Here is an 18844-nt window from a genome sequence, read left to right as displayed (position 1 = left end):
TTCCAGGAGAGAACACATGCTCGCCTATGACGTCGTGGTAGTTGGCGCTCGTGCTGCCGGCGCGGCGACCGCCCATCTGCTCGCCCGGCACGGCCTGCGCGTCCTGCTCGTCGATCGCGGCCGGTACGGCGCCGACACTCTGTCCACGCACGCCCTCATGCGCAGCGGCGTGCTGCAACTCTCCCGGTGGGGGCTGCTCGACCGGGTCATCGCCGCGGGCACGCCGCCGGTACGTACCGCCACCTTCCGGTACGGCGCGGAGGTGGTTCCGATCAGCATCAAGTCCTCCTACGGAGTCGACGCCCTCTACGCACCGAGACGCACCGTGCTCGACCCGATCCTCGCCGACGCGGCCGGCCACGCTGGGGCCGACGTGCGGTTCGGAGTCGCTGTGATCGGCGTCGACCGCGACACTCGCGGCCGCGTCACAGGTGTGACCGTCCGAGCCGGCAACGGACAGGTCCTGCGCGTCGGTGCCCGCATCGTCGTCGGCGCCGACGGCATCCGCTCCACGATCGCCGAGGCGGTCGGCGCGCCGTACGAACGCCTCGGCCGATCGGCCGCCGCCACGACGTACGGGTACTGGACCGGGCTCGAGACCGACGGCTACGAGTGGAACTTTCGTCCGGACGCCGCGTCCGGCGTGATCCCGACCAACCACGGCCAGGCATGCGTCTTCGCCAATGCCTCGCCCCGGCGGATCGGCCGAGGCGGCCTGGACCCACTCATCCGGATCGTCGCGCAGACCTCCGGCGACCTTGCCGAGCGGCTGGCCGTCGCGACGCCGCCGGCCGCCCTGCGGACGTTCACCGGCCATCCCGGGTATATCCGTCGCTCCTGGGGTCGTGGCTGGGCGCTGGTCGGCGACGCCGGCTACTTCAAGGATCCCATCACCTCACACGGCCTGACCGACGCGATGCGCGACGCCGAGTTGCTCGCGCGCGCGATCGTCGCCGTGATCCGCGACGGTACGGACGAGCGCGATGCCCTCGCCGGGTACCAGGCGACCCGCGACGCGCTGTCCCTCGCGCTGTTCAACGTGACGGAGGTGATCGCAGGCCACCAGTGGACCGATTCGGAGATCCCCGGCCTGCTGCTCGACCTCAACTCCGCCATGGGTGACGAGCTCGAAGAACTCGCCGCGGTGCCCGCTCCGCCCGGCTCCGGCGAGGCTCCTCAGAGAGCCCGGCCCGAGCTACTGTCCAGCCGGTGGCGTCGGGCACGGTTGGAGCGGGTTCTGCGCAGCATGTGGAACAGCGCTCACCTCTCCACCGGTAGGCCTGCGATGGACCATTCGGGGAAGCCGTCTTCGAGCCGATAAGCTGTCCGGCCGTTCTTGGCGAGGAGCCGCACCGCGTCGTCGGCATAGACGCAGTACGGTCCACGGCAGTACGCCACTACCTGCGCTCCGCTGCGCACCTCCCCCAAGCGCTCCTCGAGTTCGTTGACCGGCAGCGAGATCGCGCCGGGCAGATGGCCGGACGCATACTCCGGTGCCGGCCGCACATCCAGTACGACGACGTCGCCCGACCGAAGGCGCTTCGTCAACTCGTCGCGGGTCATGGTCTCGAGCGAATCCCGGTCGCCGAGGTAGTCCTGGGCGAGTCGCTCGAGGCCGGTCACATGCTCCTCGGCGGCTGTCCGCATCGCGCTCCACAGCATCGCAACCGCCGGGCCGGCGAGCGCGTAGTAGACGTGCGTCCCGGACCGGCGAGTCCGGACCAGGCCGCAGCGCAGCAACCGCTGAAGGTGGTGAGAGGTGTTCGCGACGGACTGGTGGATCTCGGCCGCGAGTTCTTCGACCGGCCGCTCCCCCTGCGCCAGGACGTCGATCAACTCGGCACGCCGGCCGTTCCCCAGTGCCTTCGCCGCCTCCGCCAGCGCGTCGAACAGCCCCGCCTTCGCCGCGTGATCACCCATCCCAGCCTCCTGACCTGCCTATTCAAGTCTTCTCTTGACAATACAGCAGGCCCCGAGGTCTTATTCAAGTAATTCCTTGAACAAGGGCGGAGGGGGAGCGATGGCAGCGACGCCGGACACCACGGAGCTGGTGACGAAGGTCAAGCAGATGTATCGCCAGGTAGCGGAGAATCCGCGCGGCGACTTCCACTTCGAGCTGGGCGAGCAGCTCGCCCTCCGCGTCGGCTACGAGCCGGTCCGGCTGGCCGCTCTACCGGGTGCGGCGGTGGAGTCGTTCGCCGGCGTCGGCTACTTTTTCGACCTGGCCGACCTGCGGGCAGGTGAGGCCGTGCTCGACCTCGGCAGCGGCTCCGGCATGGACGCGTTCTACGCGGCCGGATTCGTCGGTCGCGCCGGAAGCGTGATCGGTGTCGACTTCACGCCCGAGCAGATCGACAAGGCCCGACGCCTGGCCGGCGAGGCCGGCCTCCTCCAGGTGGAGTTTCACGCTGCCCGGATCGAGAGCCTGCCGGTGCCCGACGAGGCCGTCGACTGCGTGATCTCCAACGGCGTGATCAACCTCTGCGCGAACAAGGCGGTCGTGTTCGCCGAGGCCGCGCGGGTGCTCAAACCCGGGGGCCGACTGGCGATCGCCGACATCGTCAGCGAGACGCAACTGAAGGACTCGATCGTGTGCAACGCCGACCTCTGGGCGTCCTGCATCGGCGGCGCCGCTCAGGAGCAGCAGTACGTCGCCACCATCGAGGCGGCCGGCTTCGCGATCCGGGAGGTTCGGGTCAACCCGTACGAGTTCATCTCCGAGCAGGCCCGCAACGCCGGCAAGACGTACGGCGTGAAGAGCGTGTCGGTGCTCGCCGTCAGGAACGGAACACGATGACCGTTGTACCCCTGGTCGACGAAGGACTCGGCAACTCGTCGTACCTCGTGGATCTGGGCGACGGACGGGCCTTGGTGGTCGACGTCAGCGTCGACCTGCGATCCGCAACGGCGGCACTTGAGCGGCGCGGGTTGACGGTGGCGTTCGCGGCCGACACGCATCTGCACGCCGACTTCCTCTCCGGCGCCCGCCTGCTCTCCGCACGCCAAGGAGCCCAGGTGCTCGCCTCGGCGGACGGCCGGCGCGAGTTCGGGCATCGCGGTCTGCGTGACGGCGCCGAGGTCGACCTCGGCGGGCTACGGCTCCGCGCTCTCGGCACGCCGGGCCACACGCACGAGCACCTGGCCTTCCTGCTCCTTGACGGCGATCGCCCGCTCGGCGTCTTCACCGGCGGCTCACTGATCGTCGGCGCCGCGGCTCGGACGGACCTCGTCTCCCCCGACCAGACCGAGTCGCTCGCCCGGGCGCAGTACGCATCTCTGCAACGGCTGATCGAGTTGCCCGACGATGTGGCCGTGTGGCCGACGCACGGTGCCGGCTCGTTCTGCTCGGCTCCCCCAGGTGCGGATCGGGTCAGCACGATCGGACATGAGAAGGCAACGAACTCGCTGCTCCGACTCGACAGCGAGGACGCGTTCGTGAAGGAACTGCTCGGGTCGCTCGGCAGCTTCCCGCCCTACTTCCGTAAGCTCGCCGAGGCCAACCGCCGCGGTTCGACCCTGGTCGACCCCTCGATACGACCGCTCCCGGTCCACACGGTCCGCGCGATGCTGGCGCAGGGTGCCGAACTGGTGGACGTACGCCCGATGCAGGACTACTCGGCCGGCCACGTCCCCGGCGCGTTGTCGATCCCGCTGCGGGCCGCGTTCGCATCCTGGCTCGGTTGGCTCGCACCGGACGACCGGCCACTGATCATCGTCCGGCGACCCGACCAAGACGCCTCAGAGATTGCATGGCAGGCAGCGAAGATCGGCTATCGACTGGCCGGGGAACTCGCGGGCGGCATGGATGCGTGGGACGGGGAGACCGCACGCACCCGGCTCGTCGGCCCCGAGGAGATCGACGGCGCGGTGCTGGACGTGCGGCAGGACTCCGAGTTCGAGGCCGGCCATCTCCCGCATGCCCAGCACATCGAGCTCGGTGCGCTCGCCGGCCGGACCGATGAGGTACGACGCGAGCCGTTGGCGGTGATGTGTGGCCACGGCGAGCGCGCCATGACTGCAGCGAGCCTGCTCGAACGCGCCGGCCACGGGGATCTCGCCGTACTCACAGGTGGCGTCGAGGACTGGGCCGCCGCGACCGGTCGCGACCTGGCGGCCACCTGATGCGGCTCGGGATCCGCGCCAACCTCGCCCAGTTCAGCCTGCTGGTAGCGGTCAATGCGCTGGTCGGGGGCATGCTCGGCCAGGAGCGGACCGTACTACCTCTGCTGGCCGAGGAGACCTTCCACCTGACCGGCTACACCTTCCTGCTCACCTATGTCCTCGCCTTCGGTGTCACCAAGGCGGCGGCCAACTACTTCGCCGGCACTTGGTCGGACCGCTTCGGCCGCAAGCCGGTGCTGCTGGCGGGCTGGCTGATCGCCGTCCCCGTGCCGCTGCTCCTCATCTGGGCGCCGTCGTGGGGTTGGGTGGTCGCCGCGAACGTCCTGCTCGGCATCAACCAGGGCCTGACCTGGTCGACCACGGTGATCATGAAGATCGACCTCGCCGGGCCGCATCGGCGGGGGCTGGCGATGGGCCTCAACGAGGCCGCCGGGTACCTGGCCGTGGCGGCCACCGCGCTCGCCACCGGCTACCTCGCCGCCCACTACGGACTGCGGCCCGCGCCGTTCCTGCTCGGATTGTCGTACGCCGCCCTCGGACTCGGCCTGACCGCCTTCGCCGTCCACGAGACCCGCGGGCACGCACACCTCGAGGCCGCGGGGCACAGGACTCCGGGTGAGCTCTCCGACCGGCAGGTCTTCGCCCGGACCAGCGTGCGCGAGCCAGCGCTGTCGTCGGCCAGCCAGGCCGGGATGGTCAACAACCTCAACGACGGCCTCGCCTGGGGACTGTTCCCGATCCTGTTCGCCACCGCCGGGCTGCCGGTGTCCCGGATCGGGATCCTGGCAGCCCTCTATCCGGCAGTTTGGGGCCTTGGGCAACTTGTCACGGGCCCTCTCTCGGACCGGTGGGGACGCAAGTGGCTGATCACCGCCGGCATGCTCGTCCAGGCGCTCGCGCTGGCCGGCGTCGCCCTCGCCGACGACTTCACGGGCTGGGCAGTCGCGGCCGTGCTGCTCGGGATCGGCACCGCGATGGTCTATCCGACGCTGCTCGCCAGCATCGGCGACGTGGCGCATCCGGCCTGGCGCGCGCGGGCTGTCGGGATCTACCGGCTGTGGCGCGACGGCGGCTTCGCCGTAGGCGCGATCCTGGCCGGAGTGGTCGCGGACGTCTGGGGACTGCGGGCAGCCGTCTGGGTCGTGGCCGCGGTCACGGCGCTGTCGGGTCTGGTCGTGGCGCTCCGCATGTATGAGACCCATCCCCGCCGTACCGGTGAGCTTCGGGCAGGTGCCCGATGATCTATCTCGACCACAACGCCACCACGCCGATCGACGCCGAGGTCACGGCCGCGATCCTGCCCTACCTCAGCCACGCCTTCGGCAATCCGTCCAGCGACCATCAGTACGGCGCCGCGCCACGAGCAGCTCTGGACGGCGCCCGCCGGGAGATCGCCACGCTGATCGGCGGACGCGACGGCCAGATCGTGTTCACCGGCTCGGGATCCGAGGCCGACAACCTCGCGATTCGCGGCACTGTGCTTGCCGCCGGCATCGATCGCCCGCACGTCGTCACCCAGGTCACGGAACACCCGGCTGTCCTGCAAACCTGCCGCGCCCTCGAGCGATGGCACGGCGTGGACGTCACCTATCTCCCGGTCGACAGCTCCGGACTCGTGGATCCGGCAGACCTCGAAGCGGCGCTGAGAACGCGAGCCGTCCTGGTGTCCATCATGGCGGCAAACAACGAGACCGGGGCCCTGCAACCGATCGCCGACCTCGCCCGCATCGCGCACGACCACGACGCGCTGTTTCATTGCGACGCCGCGCAGCAGCTGGGCAAACTGCCGTTCGATGCCGATGCCCTGGGCATCGATCTGGCGACGGTGGTCGGGCACAAGATGTACGCACCCAAGGGAATCGGCGCGCTGTACGTCCGGTCCGGCGTACGCCTGGAGCCGCTGGTTCACGGCGGCGGACAGGAGAACGGCCTGCGCGCCGGCACCGAGAACGTCGCCCTGGCCGTCGGGCTCGGCACCGCGGCCCGGCTGGCGTCGGAGCACCTCGGCGAACGGCCTCGGATCCAGAAACTCCGCGACGCGCTCCACGACCGGCTTGCCGAAGCGCTGCCCGGCCGCGTGCTGCTCAACGGTCCTGCCGGACTGCGGCTGCCTAACACGCTCAACATCAGCATCGCCGGAAGCATCGGCTCCGAGTTGCTACGCAACGCGCCGGACGTCGCAGCCTCCACCGGCTCCGCGTGCCACAGCGGCGATCCAGAGCCATCGCCCGTGCTGTCGGCGATGGGCATCGACCGTCCTCGTGCGCTGGCGGCGATCCGGCTGTCACTCGGTCGCTGGTCGACGCCCGACGACGTCGACACCGCCGCTGACCAGCTCGGCGGCGCCGCCCGGAACGGTGGCAGCTGATGTCCATCGACGACCGGGTCGCCGAAATCCAGGCTCACTTGCCTCGCCTCCACCCAGCTGAGGCGTTCGACGCCGTACGGCGAGGCGACGCGTACATCGTGGACACGCGACCGGAGTTCCAGCGACGGGCGAGCGGTGAGGTGCCAGGGGCCCGCCTCGAGTCTGGCCGCCCACGCATTACAGCAACTCGGACTGCACCGCAGTACGGACGTCATCGGCGGCTTCCAGGCCTGGCAGGCAGCTCGCCTCCCGGTCGACCACCCGAACACTCCGCATCCGCCTCGCACCACCCAGGCCGCGAACTGAGCCGGGCTCACCAGCGCACGGGCAACTCGACCAGCCCTCCGGTCAGCGTGTCGCGCCGCAGCTGCAGGTCGCCGATGTCGACCGCGAGATTCATACCCGGGAAACGTTCGACCAGCTGGGTGAGGACGGCCTGGAGCTCGATACGGGCCAGCGGTGCACCGATGCAGTATCGGGCGCCGTGCCCGAAGGTCAGGTGGGCGCCTGCCTTGCGGGTGACGTCGACCCGGTCCGGGTCGACGAACACGGCCGGATCGTGGTTGGCGGCGCCGTTGTCCAGCAACACCAGGTCACCGGCGCGGATCGCCGTACCCTCGATCTCGAAGTCGGTACGGGCGTAGCGGGGAATGCCGCCGCCGCCCTTCGCCGGTGCCCGCAGAACCTCCTCGACCGCCCCGGGGACCAGACCCGGGTCGCGGGTCAGCGCCTGCCATTGCTCCGGATTCGCAAGCAGGTGCAGCGCGCCGAGCCCGATCTGGACGACCGTGGTCTCGTGCCCGGCGAACAAGAGCGCCATCGACAGCCCCGCCGCCTCGGCGTCGGACACCCCCTCGGTCGCACACAGACCTGAGATCACATCGTCGCCGGGCTCGTGCCGCTTGCGCGCGACGAGTCCCAGGCCGTAGCCGAACAGTTCACCCAGCCCGCGCTCGGAGCGGGCCCGGTCCCGGACGTTCGCCGCATCGGCCGTCCAGGCCCGGAACTGGTCGCGATCCTCGTACGGAACGCCGAGAAGCTCACAGATCACCAGGATCGGCAGCGGCACCGCCAGCCTCGCGTGCAGGTCGGCCGGCGGTCCTTGCGCTGCCAAGTCGTCGACAAGTTGCTCGGTCAGCGTTTCGATCCGCGGCCGCAGCGCTCGCATGCGGCGCGGACTGAAATGAGGCTGCAGCAGCGATCGCATTCGGGCGTGGTCGGTCTGCTCGGTCTCGAAGTTGCCCAACGGACCGCCGAACAGCGCCGACTCCCCGGTCCGAGCCGCGGTCTGAGGCAGCGGGTGAGCGCGCCCGAGCCGCGGGTCGTCCAGCAGTTCCCGGACCTGCGCGTGGCTGGTGACGAGCCAGGCTTCGTCGCCGACGGCGGTCCGGATTCGGTGGATCACGCCGTTCGTCTGCAGCTCACGTAGTTGCGGAGCCGCGTCGAGCAGGTGCGGCTGCTCGAACGGAAGCTGGGCGAGCTCGGACATGGAAACCTCCGCTTGTAAAAGCTGACTTAAACAACCGTAGATGTATCATTGGGCCTTAACAAGTGGGAGGACGACCGTGGGCTCAGAGACCGATTCCCCGCCGCGCGTCCGGCGGCTGCCGCGGGCCGAGCGGCGAGAGCAGATTCTCGGTGCGGCCACCCGTGCGTTCGCGCGGGCCGGCTACGCCTCCACCGGGCTCGACGACGTCGCCGCGGAGGCCGGCATCACCCACGTGATCGTGTACCGGCACTTCGCCTCGAAGTCCGAGCTGTACCGCGCGGTGCTCGACCGCGCCTGTCAGCGGCTCGCCACCACTGTCGGCACCGGCGAGTACGGCGACGACGCCATACCGACGCTGCTGCACGCAGCCGCGGCCGACCCCGACGGCTTCCGGCTGCTGTTCCGGCATGCGGCCCGCGAACCGGAGTTCGCCGACGTGGTCGACCAGATCCGCACCGGCGCAACGCAGATCGCCGACCGCCACCTGAGCGCCGAGATCCCCGCCGGCCCCTGGCGCGACTGGGCGACCAGCCTGATACCGACCCTGGTCCTCGAGGCCGTCATCGCCTGGCTCGACGCCGGTCGGCCCGACCCCGACCAGGCCGCGCAACGCATCTCCAGCGCTATCGACGCCATCACCAACGCCGCCCGCCCGGCCTGACGCCTCAGCAGCTCGAGGCCGCGGCGACCCTCAGCCCAGCGGGCTACGGCGGGCGATGCGCGGGAGCATGCGCACGACATAGGCGGCGCGGGCAAGGCTGGCGGGGATTGCCACGGCCATCGGCCACACCGGTGACGGTGCGAGCGCGACGGTGGCGGCGATCAACCCGGCGTCCAGCAGGAGTGCGCCGGCGCCGCCGATCGCGGTGAGCCTGGTCCGCGCGCACCGGGTGGCCCTCAGCGCAACGGCCAGTACGACGACCGCCGCGAAGAGACCGAGGCCGAAAGCGATGGCAGCACCGACCGGCAGGTGCCACGTCCAAACCGTGGCGGTCAAGAAAGTGGCCGCCCAGGACAGCCCCACCAGCGGTCCAGTGAACAGGAGGACCCGGGCCGCGCGGTGACCCGGAGCGTTCGCGACGAACGCGTGCGAGATCTGCTCGATCGTGCCGAAGTCGTGCAGTGCCCCAGTCGCCGCGGCGTCTTGCTCCAAACCGGCTGCCAGGTTGTGCTCGTAGGTCTCGAGCAGGCCGTCGGCGAGCTCGTCCCACGCACTGCTCGGCACATGCGGACGCAGCTCGGCCAGGTAAGAGTCGATCAGGACGTGGCCGGCCATGGCCGGGGCTCCAGCATCGAGGTGACTGTGTCGGCGAACTCGCGCCAGTTCGCCCGCGCGCTCTCGAGTTTGCGGCGGCCCTTCGGCGTCAGCCGGTAACCGCGCCGGCGGCGTCCGTCGACGATCGACCAGGAGCCGTCGATCAGACCGGCGTCCTCCAGCCGGTGCAGGGCCGGGTAGATCGTCCCGGTCGGCAAGTCGAACCGGCCTCCGCTGCCGTCGCGCAGCGCCTCCTTGATCGCATACCCGTGCAGCGGCCCGTCGGCCATCGTCGACAGCAGCAGCACGTCGAGATGGCCCTTGAGGGCTTGCGCATCGGCCCGCATAGCTAGTTATCCTACACTTGATCCATAGGTAGTAATCCTAGCTATCCCGGAGTGGGTGATGGCATGGACCAGGCGATCCTGGCCGAGGGGCTGAGCAGACGCTTCGGCACGCTCCTGGCGCTCGACGGAGCGGACTTGCACGTCGCGCCAGGCGAGGTGCTTGCGCTGCTCGGGCCGAACGGCGCAGGCAAGACCACCCTGGTGCGGATCCTCACCACTCTTCTCCCTCCTGACGGCGGTAGAGCCTTCGTCTGCGGGTACGACGTCACTCGTGAGGCCGCCGCGGTCCGGCGGAAGATCGGACTCTCCGGGCAGAACGCGGCCGTCGACGGCTACCTCACCGCGATCGAGAACCTGCGGATGATCGCCAAGCTGTCCGGACTGACCACGGCCGCCGCGCGGCGCCGTACCGGCGAACTGATCGAGCTCTTCGACCTGAGCGCCGCTGCGGACCGACTGGTTCGCACCTACTCCGGCGGCATGCGGCGACGGCTCGACGTGGCAGCCGGGTTGATCGCGCGCCCCGCCGTACTGTTCCTGGACGAGCCGACGACTGGGCTCGATCCGCGCGGTCGCGCCGCCGTCTGGGAGGTGCTGGAAGGACTGACCGCCGCCGGAACAGCGTTGCTCCTGACGACGCAGTACATGGACGAAGCCGATCGCCTCGCCGACCGGATCGCGCTCATCGATGCCGGCCGGGTCACTGCGACCGGTACCGCCGAGCAGCTCAAAGCACAGGTCGGTGCGGAGCTCGAGCGCCGGCCGAGTTTGGACGAGGTCTTCCTTGCCCTCACCGCCGGGAGGTCGACATGAGCGAGATGGTCCGGATGAGCGGGCCGGGCTGGCTGGTCGCCAACACCGTCACGATCACCGGGCGGAATCTGCACCGCCTCGTCCGGGTGCCGACGCTGATGGTCTTCGCGACCGCCCAGCCGGTGATGTTCGTGCTGCTGTTCACTTACACCTTCGGCGGCGCGATCCGGCCACCCGGAGTCGAGCAGTACGTCGACTACATCCTGCCTGGGATCTGCGTGCTGTCCATCGCGTTCGGCGCCTCCCAGACCGGCGTCGCCGTCGCCGACGACCTGGCCGGCGGGATGATCGACCGCTTCCGCGCGCTGCCGATGACCCGAACCGCCGTACTGGCCGGACGCACCATCGCCGACGCAGTCCGCAACGTCTTCGTCCTCGGCCTGATGACCGGTGTCGCCGCCGCGATCGGCTTCCGCTTCCACGCCGGGCCGGTCAAAGCCGTCGGCGCACTCGGGCTCGCACTCGCCGTCGGAGTCGTCTTCTCCTGGCTCAACGCACTCATCGGCCTGCTGGTCCGCGACGCCGAGTCCGCCGGTCTCGTCGGTCTGCTCCCCGTCATCCTGCTCGTCTTCACCAGCTCCACCTTCGTCCCGATCGAGACGATGCCCGACTGGCTGGAAACCTTCGCCGCCGTCAACCCGATCACTGTGATCGTTGACGCGATCCGCGCTCTCACCCTCGGCGGACCCGCGTCCGCCGACGTCCTGCATTCCGTCGCCTGGATCACCGGTCTGCTCGTCACCCTCGTCCCCGCCGCAGTCCTCCGCTACCGCCGTACGACGAACGCCTGAGCACCCCTGTGAATCCCTGAGGCCTGTAGAGCACACTGAGGCTGTGACGGCAAGCGGGGTGCTCGACCTGGCGCGGGAGTCTTTCGCCCGGCGCTTGTGGGCGGGCGCGTACCGCGATTTCGCCGCCGCGGACGCTGCAACCCCGCTCGAGCCCGCCGATCTGGAGAGTCTCGCGCTGGCGGCGTACCTGTCCGGTCATGACGAGGAGTCGACGCGAGTCTGGACGCGCGCACACCACGAGGCGCTCCGTCGCGACGAACCGATGCGCGCCGCCGAGTACGCCGTACACATCGGAGCAGGACTGCTGTTCCGCGGGGAGGCGGCGCCCGCGATGGGCTGGTTCGCCCGTGGCGAGCGTGCATTGGAAGGTTGCGGCGACTGCCCGGAGCGTGCATGGCTGCGCACCTGGAACGCCTTCGTCTGGATGTGGGCCGGAGAGTTCGAGAAGGCTCACCCGGCCTTCGCGGACAGCGCGGCGGCCGGACGGCGGTACGGCGACCTCGATCTGCTGACGATGGCCCGCCTGGGCGACGGGATGACCCTGGTCCTCCAAGGCGACGCCAAGGCCGGGATGCCGCTGCTGGACGAGGTCATGGCCGGCGTCACCTCCGGCGAGGTCTCACCGATGTACGCCGGCATCGTCTACTGCACGGTCATCGCCGGATGCTCGGGCGTGTTCGATCTCCGGCGCGCGAGGGAGTGGACCGAAGCGCTGACCCGCTGGTGCGATGCCCAACCCGAGCTCGTTCCGTTCCGGGGCAACTGCCTGGTTCACCGCTGCGAACTGATGCAGCTGGACGGCTCCTGGCGGGAGGCTGTCGCGGCTGCGCAGCAGGCGTGCGATCACCTGTCCGGCTCGGTCAAGTGGGACACCCTCGGTTCGGCGTACTACCAGCTCGGTGAGCTGCAGCGACTGCGTGGCGACTATCCCGAGGCGGAGGAGAGCTTCCGCAAGGCCAACGAGGCCGGCCGCTCACCCGAACCCGGTCTCGCGTTGCTGCGGCTGGCTCAAGGACGTGCCGACATCGCGGTCGGCGTACTCGCGCGCGCCGTGAGCGAAACCCTCGAACCAACCGCGCGATCACGGATCCTGCCGGCGTACGTCGAGACGCTCCTGGTCTCCGGAGACGTCGAGTCGGCACGGGGATACGCCGACGAGCTCAAAGAGATCGCCGAGCTCATCGACGCGCCGTACCTGCACGCGATGGCCGACGCCGCGCTCGGCGCCGTTCTGCTCGCCGAGGGAGAGGCCGGCTCGGCGCTTCGGATCCTCCGCGTCGCCGCCACGACGTGGCGCACGCTGAACGCGCCGTACGAAACGGCGCGCGTCCGAGTGCTGATCGGTGCCGCCTGCAACGATCTCGGCGATCCGGAGACGGCGACCCTGGAGATCGAAGCGGCCCGCAAGGTCTTCGACGAACTCGGCGCCAAGCCGGACCTCGACCGGCTGACGGGCCCGGGCCCGGGCAGCCTGACCGCGCGGGAGGCCGAGGTGCTGAGCCTGCTTGCGGCCGGGAAGACGAATCGGATGATCGCGCGAGATCTTGGCCTGGCGGAGAAGACGGTCGCTCGGCACGTCAGCAACATCTTCACCAAGACCGGTGTGCCGTCCCGAGCGGCGGCCACGGCGTATGCCTACGAGCACCACCTGATCCAGGTGCGATGAACTACCCACCGCTTCCCAGGAGTCCGTGGGTCGTTTGACCGATGCCGCCGCGGGACCCGCCGCCTAGCGTCGATCTCATCCTCGAAAGGAGACGATGATGACCGACCTACAGACCAGCCCGGTGGAGGCATGGGACGCGATCGCAGCCCAGTACGACGAACACGTCGCGTCCGGCGAGTCCGACCTTGCTACGGCGGCCCTCCGGATCGCCGGGCTACGGCCCGGTGACACCTTCCTCGACGTCGCCGCGGGCACCGGTGGCCTGAGCCTTCCGGCCGCACGCCTCGGCGCGAAGGTGCTCGCGACCGACTGGTCAGCACAGATGATCGACCGCTTCACCGCCCGCGTCGCCGCCGAAGGTCTGGACGCCGAGGGTCGCGTGATGGACTGCCATGCACTCGACCTCCCCGACGACAGCTTCGACCTCTGCGGTTCGCAGTTCGGCGTCATGCTCGTCCCGGACCAGGCGCGGGCGCTCCGCGAGATGGTGCGGGTCACGAAACCCGGCGGCCGCGTCCTGATCACGGCCTACGGCAACCCCGGCGAGTTCGAGGCCCTGCACTTCTTCGTCAGCGCCGCCCGGGCCGTCGTACCCGGCTTCGAAGGACCACCGGAGGACGAGCCCCTGCTCGAGTTCCAGGTCGCGGACCCCGACGTACTGCGGCGGCGGCTGCTCGACGCGGGCCTGCACAACGTCGCCGTCGACACCGCTCACCAGGAGCGCATCACCCCGGAGAACGGCCGCCAGCTCTGGGACTGGACCCTGGGCAGCAACCCCATCCCCAACCAACTCGTCGCCGACCTCACCCAACGCCAACGCGAAGACATCATCCACGTCCTCGACGCCATGCTCCGCGAACGCGGCCCTCACCCCCTCACCGCCCCCCTCAACATCGCCACCGGCACCAAGTAGCAACCGCCGCCCCCAGGTTCGTACCGGCGACGCCCCGATGCCTGGAGGCGCATGATGGGCCACGTGGGCACATCGGCAGAACGCACGGGCCTCCCCGACACCGAGGGCATCTCTGCACTGCCCGCGGATGTGCCGGCGTGGCGGGTGCTGTTGTCGTACGTACGGCCGCATCGAGGTGCTCTGCTGGCCGGTGGAGTGCTGAGCCTGGCGACAGCGGCAAGTGGCTTGGTGTTGCCACTGGTTGTGCGGGAGCTGATCGACAACCTTGGCAGTGACGGTCCGGTAGCTGAGCTGGTCGCCGCGATGGCCGCACTGGTGCTGATCAACGCGGCGATCGGGGCGCTAGGCAGCTATGTCTTGCACCGCACCGCGGAATCAGTGGTGCTGGAGGCACGACACCATCTGATCGGCCGCTTGCTGCGGTTGCGGTTGTCCGCGGTGGAACGGCACGAGCCGGGCGATCTCATGTCGCGAGTCACAGCCGACACCACGCTGCTGCGCGTGGTCACCACCGACTCCCTGGTCGGGGGTGTCACGAGCGTGCTCGCGCTGGCCGCAACCGTGGTGATGATGGGGCTGATGGATCTCACGCTGCTTGGCGTGACGCTGCTCGCGCTGGCGGTTGCCGTCGTAGTGATCGGGTTGGTCGTGCCACGGATCCATCGCGCGGCACGGCACGCGCAGGAGTCGGTCGGGGTGATGGGCGCGGCTCTGGAACGCATGTTCGGCGCTTTCCGGACGGTCAAGGCCTCTGGCGCGGAGGACCGCGAAGGCGACCGCCTGCGGGGCGCGGCGAGCGAGGCTTGGCGGGCGAGCGTACGGGCCGGCAAGTGGGAGGCAGTCGCCGGCAACACCGGCGGCCTCGCCGTGCAGGCCGCGTTCATCGCAGTGCTCAGCGTCGGCGGCGCCAGGGTGGCGAGTGGCGCGATCGAGGTCGGGACCCTGGTTGCGTTCCTGCTGTACGTCTATTACCTGATGCCACCGGTCAATCAACTGGCGAGCGCGGTGACCCAGTACCAGGTAGGCGCAGCCGCTGTCGCCCGGATCCAGGAAGCCGAAGCACTCCCCATCGAGCAACTCGGCCCGCTGCCGCGAGCAACAGACCAGCCGATACCCTCTCCCCCGCCCCGGCTACAACCGACGGGGACGACATCAGCCCCGGCCGCGGTCACCTTCGATCGGGTGTCGTTTCGGTACGACCCCGAACTACCGGTCGTCCACGACGAGGTCAGTTTCGCCATCCCGCCCGGTGGCATGACCGCGTTCGTCGGCCCGTCGGGGGCCGGAAAGACCACGGTGTTCTCGCTGATCGAAAGGTTCTACGAACCCGACACGGGCCACGTGCTGCTCGACGGCATCGACGTACAAGCCTGGTCGCTGACCGAACTCAGGGCCGCCATCGGGTACGTCGAGCAGGACGCGCCCGTACTGTCCGGGACACTGCGCGAGAACCTGGTCTTCGGTGCTCCGGGCGCCACAGCTGAGGAGGTCGAGCGCGCGCTGCGCACCACCAGGCTGTCCGCGATGATCAATGCACTCCCGGATGGCCTGGACACAACCGTCGGACATCGCGGCATGAAACTGTCCGGCGGAGAGCGACAGCGCGTCGCCATCGCGCGTGCCCTGCTGAGACGACCACGACTACTTCTGCTCGACGAAGCGACCTCACAACTCGACGCGGTCAACGAGGCCGCGCTCCGCGACACGATCGCCGAAGCCGCCCGCACAACCACCGTGCTGGTCGTCGCCCACCGGCTCTCCACCGTGACGCTGGCCCACCGCATCATCCTCATGGACGCCGGCCAGGTCCGCGCCATCGGCACCCACCGCGAACTCGTCACCAACAGCCCGCTGTATGCCGAACTCGCCGCCACCCAGTTCCTCGCCACCGCCGGCTGACCGAGACCGCCACCACGCTACGTCGCGTCGCTCCTCTGTGCTCGAGTCGTCGCCACGATGTCAGACGCCAGCACCACGCACTCACTGCAAATCCGAACACCAGGTCCGTTCACCATCACCCGGTCCGCGTCGCCGCACCCGCAAAACGAACACGCCTGTCCGTCGCGATCGGGCTTCCCCGTACGACGACCGCGCCGACCGGACCGCGGAGCCGGTGGCATGAAGTCGGCCAACTCCTTCTTGACGCGGGCCGGCTCGACACCGAGGTGATCGAGCACTCGTCGCGCGGAAGAACCCGGATCCAACGCAATGACCATCAACAGATGCTCGGTGCGCGTCTCGCGCTGTCCACGGCTCGCTGCGAAACGCCGCGCCGCCTTCGCCGCCGCCTCACCGTCGCCAACGGTCCGCTCGCCATCCTCGTCGCGCGCGGTCAGGAGCAGAGCGCTCGTCTCCCTCACCGCGTCACGAGAGACCCCCAAACGATCAAGGACGTTCGCCGCCACACCGACATGTAGCAACCCGAGCAGCAAGTGCTGCGTCCCCGCGACACAGCCTTCCGTCTCCGCCGCCGTACGAGCGACCTCCAAACATGCCTCCAACCGCGGCGCCAGCCCAGGCAACTGCTCTTCCACCGTCAGCAACCCGGCATCGGTCTGCAACCGAGCAGCGAACCGCTGGCGAGCAGCCTGCTTCGACACCCCCAACTGCTCACCGATGACGGTCCAAGACAAACCCGCTGCCCGAGCAGCGCCGACGTAGTGATCAACCATCCCATCGGCCATCTCACCAACCCGCCCGGCCACACTCACCGCGGTCTCGAGCAACACCAACGGATCCTGACTGCCCGCCTCGCCACCCACAGCCTCGACAAGCTCCCGAGTACTAACCCGCAAACCCTCCATCCGACAACGCTAAGTTGTCACAACCCAATCCGACAAGAACAAGTTGTCAACTCTCCAGCCCGGCCGCCTCCGCCGCTGGCGGAGCCGCCGAACTCTCCAGTCGACGTCCGGGGCCAACAACATCGGACGCATCAATGCACTGCTCGCGGAGGTCGATCGACTGCGGCGCCAGGCCGTCGAACTTCAGCACGCCGACGCCGTGCTTCGTGAGGCTTTGTCTGAGGCGCAGATGCGATTGGTCTCGTCTCGTACCAGGTATCGCAAGTGGGACCTGATCGATGGGTCCCGCGGGCATTATGTGGTCAGGACTTGAGGGATGCGTAGGCGTCGCGGAGTTCTGTGGCTTCAGGGAGGCCGCAGGCGTCGACGGCTTTGATGACTTCTTTGGCGCGCCAGAAGTTGGAGGGGACGAGGCGGCCGGAGGTCAGCGCTTCCATGGTCACACCGCTCGCTTCATCGGGCTTGCTGCTCGCGATGAGGGCCAGGGAAAGGTCGAGACGGGCGGTGGCTGCGCGGCGGGGTCGTGCACTTCCGGATGACAGGTTCTCCAGCTGGGTGAGGACCTGGCGGGCGATCGACTCCGCACGAGGGTCGCCCAGCCAGGAGAGAGTTGTGGCTACATAGGCGTTCGACTTCTCGGGGTCGTAGCGGTAGTGATGCTCGGGTCGATCGGGCACCTCGAGTGGTGCGACGAGCTGCTCCACACGGCCGAGAGCGTTCAGAGTTTCGCGGCTGTGGCCGAGTCTGGCGTGGGCGCGACCCTCTTGTGCTGTGGCTTGGATGTACGCCGAACTGTCGTGCGGAGCGATTGCTTGGGCACCTTGGCTGAGCCTCAGAGCGCGTCGGTAATCGCCATCGGTGACCGCTTGCCATGCCTCCGTCTCGAGGCACCACGTAGACAACTCGGCGTGTTCGCCTTGCTCCGCCAGTTGCGTCGCCGTACGCAGTCTGGCCGCTGCCGCTGGACGGTTCGCGAGGTCGATGGAGCAGGTTGCAGCCAGGAGGGAGAGCCAGCTGCCGACCACAACAAGGCGGCGGTGTGCCGGTCCCCGCACCCGCGCACGGCCTGCCTTCCACCTCATCCGTTGAGCCCCCGCACCTGAACGGTTCAGCGCAAGGCGTGGCTTGCGATGGCGTATGTGAAGGATCAGTGGACTCGACCGGTGAAGCAGGCTGATGGATTGACGTCCAGTCGCGAGTCCAGCTCACCAACAGCCTGCACGCCGCAGACATCGGCTCCGAGCCCTAACGGTCGGGAGCCTCCAACCTCATCCCACAACTCGCGTCTTCATGCCTGAGATCCGGCCGTACTGCTAGGAGTAGGCGTTACTGGAATCTGTGGTTGTTCCAGTTCCCCGGTGATGCTAGTCGGTACAACAGGCTGCATGACCTGGCGCTCAAAGGCGTGGCGTCTATCTCAGCCAGTAGCCCAACACGATGCCGAGCAGACCGGCCCCTGTTGATTGTTGGGTTTCGTCGCCGAACACGAGGATGAGGGCCACGACCGTGACCACGATAGAGAGCCCGAGCTGCATCAGTGCCCTAGAGCGGTTCGGAGCCGACACTTCCGGGTCCTCCCGCTGCTGCCGCCCCCGTTCGGCGTTGCGTAGCTTCTCGGCTTTGCATTGCTGCTTGCGAAGCTCGCGCACCAGAGCCTTGCGCTCAGACTCTGACCCCCGTTGGCGGCCGTCATCCTGGCCATACTTCAACGCGAGCGGATCAGGCCGCTGGCCCGAGAGTCCCAGATCGTGCAAGAACCGACGGACGGTAGTTCCTAGGGCCCCAGCGGCGTTCATGAACCCAGCGTTCCACGGAATCGGGTCGCTCATGCTGGCCGCCCGGCCTGTCTGACGCGCTAGGCGAACGGCACGTCCTCCGGCTGCGGGTCGGGACGTAAGCGCACGTACCGCATGCCGTAGCGGACCTGACCGGCCTGGGTCGCGGCGTCGGCGGTGACCTCGGCGACGACGGTCGGCTGGACCTTGGTGAGCGGCTTCTTCGCGTCCTGGCCGCCCCAGCGATAGGAGCTGATCTCGTCCGGCCAGGGATGCTCGGGTCCGGCTGGCGTCAGCGGCGCGCCGAGCTGGGCTGATTGCGCTGGTTTGAGAGGAACGGTGCGGCCGATCACAACCAGCTCGCCGTCGGCGTTGTAGAGGCCGGCGAGGATCACGTCGGGCCGCCTGATGGTGCCGAGGACACCGCCGACGATCACCTCGCGGGTTTCGCGGTGTTTCACCTTTCGTCGGGTTTCGGAGACTGTCGCGCGCTGTCGCACG

The 18844-nt window shown here is 69.0% G+C and carries 19 protein-coding genes; 11 read left to right on the top strand and 8 right to left on the bottom strand.

Features of this window, described 5'->3' with window-relative positions:
• The first annotated feature begins 16 nt into the window (after positions 1–16).
• Complete coding sequence (locus ACIBGM_RS24970) at positions 17–1321, top strand: NAD(P)/FAD-dependent oxidoreductase (RefSeq protein WP_396386899.1); 1305 nt, start codon at positions 17–19, stop codon at positions 1319–1321.
• Here ACIBGM_RS24970 and ACIBGM_RS24965 read toward each other — a convergent pair.
• Complete coding sequence (locus ACIBGM_RS24965; RefSeq protein ID WP_360531875.1) at positions 1261–1920, bottom strand: metalloregulator ArsR/SmtB family transcription factor; 660 nt, start codon at positions 1918–1920, stop codon at positions 1261–1263. The two genes, ACIBGM_RS24970 and ACIBGM_RS24965, sit on opposite strands and share 61 nt — an antisense overlap.
• A gap of 100 nt (positions 1921–2020) precedes the next feature.
• On the opposite strand from ACIBGM_RS24965, the gene ACIBGM_RS24960 reads away from it, so the two are divergent.
• Genes ACIBGM_RS24960 through ACIBGM_RS24945 form a run of 4 tightly spaced genes read left to right on the top strand, consistent with a single transcriptional unit; the run spans position 2021 to position 6490 of the window.
• Complete coding sequence (locus ACIBGM_RS24960; protein WP_396386898.1) at positions 2021–2797, top strand: methyltransferase domain-containing protein; 777 nt, start codon at positions 2021–2023, stop codon at positions 2795–2797.
• Positions 2794–4122 (top strand): rhodanese-like domain-containing protein, encoded by a 1329-nt coding sequence (locus tag ACIBGM_RS24955; RefSeq protein ID WP_396386897.1) that lies wholly within the window; start codon positions 2794–2796, stop codon positions 4120–4122. Before ACIBGM_RS24960 ends, ACIBGM_RS24955 begins: the two co-directional genes overlap by 4 nt.
• The gene (locus tag ACIBGM_RS24950) at positions 4122–5363 is read left to right on the top strand and encodes an MFS transporter (RefSeq protein WP_360531884.1); all 1242 of its coding nucleotides are present in this window, start codon (positions 4122–4124) and stop codon (positions 5361–5363) included. The genes ACIBGM_RS24955 and ACIBGM_RS24950 overlap by 1 nt, the downstream gene beginning before the upstream one ends.
• Positions 5360–6490, top strand: a complete 1131-nt coding sequence (locus ACIBGM_RS24945) for a cysteine desulfurase family protein (protein WP_396386896.1) — start codon at positions 5360–5362, stop codon at positions 6488–6490. Before ACIBGM_RS24950 ends, ACIBGM_RS24945 begins: the two co-directional genes overlap by 4 nt.
• Positions 6491–6803: 313 nt before the next feature.
• Here the strand turns inward: ACIBGM_RS24945 and ACIBGM_RS24940 are convergent, their stop codons facing one another.
• Positions 6804–7979: a cytochrome P450 gene (locus ACIBGM_RS24940; protein ID WP_396386895.1), complete on the bottom strand. Its 1176-nt coding sequence runs from the start codon at positions 7977–7979 to the stop codon at positions 6804–6806.
• 76 nt (positions 7980–8055) lie between these two features.
• Here ACIBGM_RS24940 and ACIBGM_RS24935 point away from each other — a divergent pair, with 76 nt between their 5' ends.
• Entirely contained in the window at positions 8056–8640 is a 585-nt protein-coding gene (locus ACIBGM_RS24935; RefSeq protein ID WP_360531892.1) for a TetR/AcrR family transcriptional regulator, read from the top strand.
• A 30-nt stretch (positions 8641–8670) separates the two neighbouring features.
• Here ACIBGM_RS24935 and ACIBGM_RS24930 read toward each other — a convergent pair whose 3' ends face one another.
• Both ACIBGM_RS24930 and ACIBGM_RS24925 read right to left on the bottom strand, forming a co-directional pair.
• Positions 8671–9255, bottom strand: coding sequence for a hypothetical protein (locus ACIBGM_RS24930; RefSeq protein ID WP_396386894.1), 585 nt, complete (start codon positions 9253–9255; stop codon positions 8671–8673).
• Entirely contained in the window at positions 9237–9581 is a 345-nt protein-coding gene (locus tag ACIBGM_RS24925; RefSeq protein ID WP_360531898.1) for a helix-turn-helix transcriptional regulator, read from the bottom strand. Before ACIBGM_RS24925 ends, ACIBGM_RS24930 begins: the two co-directional genes overlap by 19 nt.
• 63 nt (positions 9582–9644) lie before the next feature.
• Here ACIBGM_RS24925 and ACIBGM_RS24920 point away from each other — a divergent pair, with 63 nt between their 5' ends.
• From ACIBGM_RS24920 to ACIBGM_RS24900, 5 genes are all read left to right on the top strand, one after another.
• Positions 9645–10394, top strand: coding sequence for an ABC transporter ATP-binding protein (locus ACIBGM_RS24920; protein WP_396386893.1), 750 nt, complete (start codon positions 9645–9647; stop codon positions 10392–10394).
• Complete coding sequence (locus ACIBGM_RS24915; RefSeq protein ID WP_396386892.1) at positions 10391–11185, top strand: ABC transporter permease; 795 nt, start codon at positions 10391–10393, stop codon at positions 11183–11185. The genes ACIBGM_RS24920 and ACIBGM_RS24915 overlap by 4 nt, the downstream gene beginning before the upstream one ends.
• Positions 11186–11228: 43 nt before the next feature.
• Positions 11229–12851, top strand: coding sequence for a LuxR C-terminal-related transcriptional regulator (locus ACIBGM_RS24910; RefSeq protein ID WP_396386891.1), 1623 nt, complete (start codon positions 11229–11231; stop codon positions 12849–12851).
• 97 nt (positions 12852–12948) lie between these two features.
• The gene (locus tag ACIBGM_RS24905; RefSeq protein WP_396386890.1) at positions 12949–13764 is read left to right on the top strand and encodes a class I SAM-dependent methyltransferase; all 816 of its coding nucleotides are present in this window, start codon (positions 12949–12951) and stop codon (positions 13762–13764) included.
• A gap of 63 nt (positions 13765–13827) precedes the next feature.
• The gene (locus tag ACIBGM_RS24900) at positions 13828–15663 is read left to right on the top strand and encodes an ABC transporter ATP-binding protein (RefSeq protein ID WP_396386889.1); all 1836 of its coding nucleotides are present in this window, start codon (positions 13828–13830) and stop codon (positions 15661–15663) included.
• Positions 15664–15680: 17 nt separating this feature from the next.
• Here ACIBGM_RS24900 and ACIBGM_RS24895 read toward each other — a convergent pair whose 3' ends face one another.
• From ACIBGM_RS24895 to ACIBGM_RS24880, 4 genes are all read right to left on the bottom strand, one after another.
• Positions 15681–16568 carry a Clp protease N-terminal domain-containing protein gene (locus tag ACIBGM_RS24895; RefSeq protein ID WP_396386888.1) on the bottom strand — a complete coding sequence of 296 codons (888 nt, stop codon included), beginning with the start codon at positions 16566–16568 and terminating at the stop codon, positions 15681–15683.
• 302 nt (positions 16569–16870) lie between these two features.
• Positions 16871–17272, bottom strand: coding sequence for a hypothetical protein (locus ACIBGM_RS24890; RefSeq protein WP_360531921.1), 402 nt, complete (start codon positions 17270–17272; stop codon positions 16871–16873).
• A gap of 708 nt (positions 17273–17980) precedes the next feature.
• Complete coding sequence (locus tag ACIBGM_RS24885) at positions 17981–18322, bottom strand: hypothetical protein (RefSeq protein WP_396386887.1); 342 nt, start codon at positions 18320–18322, stop codon at positions 17981–17983.
• A 101-nt stretch (positions 18323–18423) separates the two neighbouring features.
• Complete coding sequence (locus ACIBGM_RS24880) at positions 18424–18804, bottom strand: hypothetical protein (RefSeq protein WP_396386886.1); 381 nt, start codon at positions 18802–18804, stop codon at positions 18424–18426.
• Between the last annotated feature and the right edge of the window lie 40 nt (positions 18805–18844).

Source organism: Kribbella sp. NPDC050470, assembly GCF_044458365.1.
In the GTDB taxonomy this organism is placed as follows: domain Bacteria; phylum Actinomycetota; class Actinomycetes; order Propionibacteriales; family Kribbellaceae; genus Kribbella.
The sequence above is the reverse complement of the archived record's forward strand: the minus strand, read 5'-3'. Positions and strand labels throughout refer to the sequence as shown.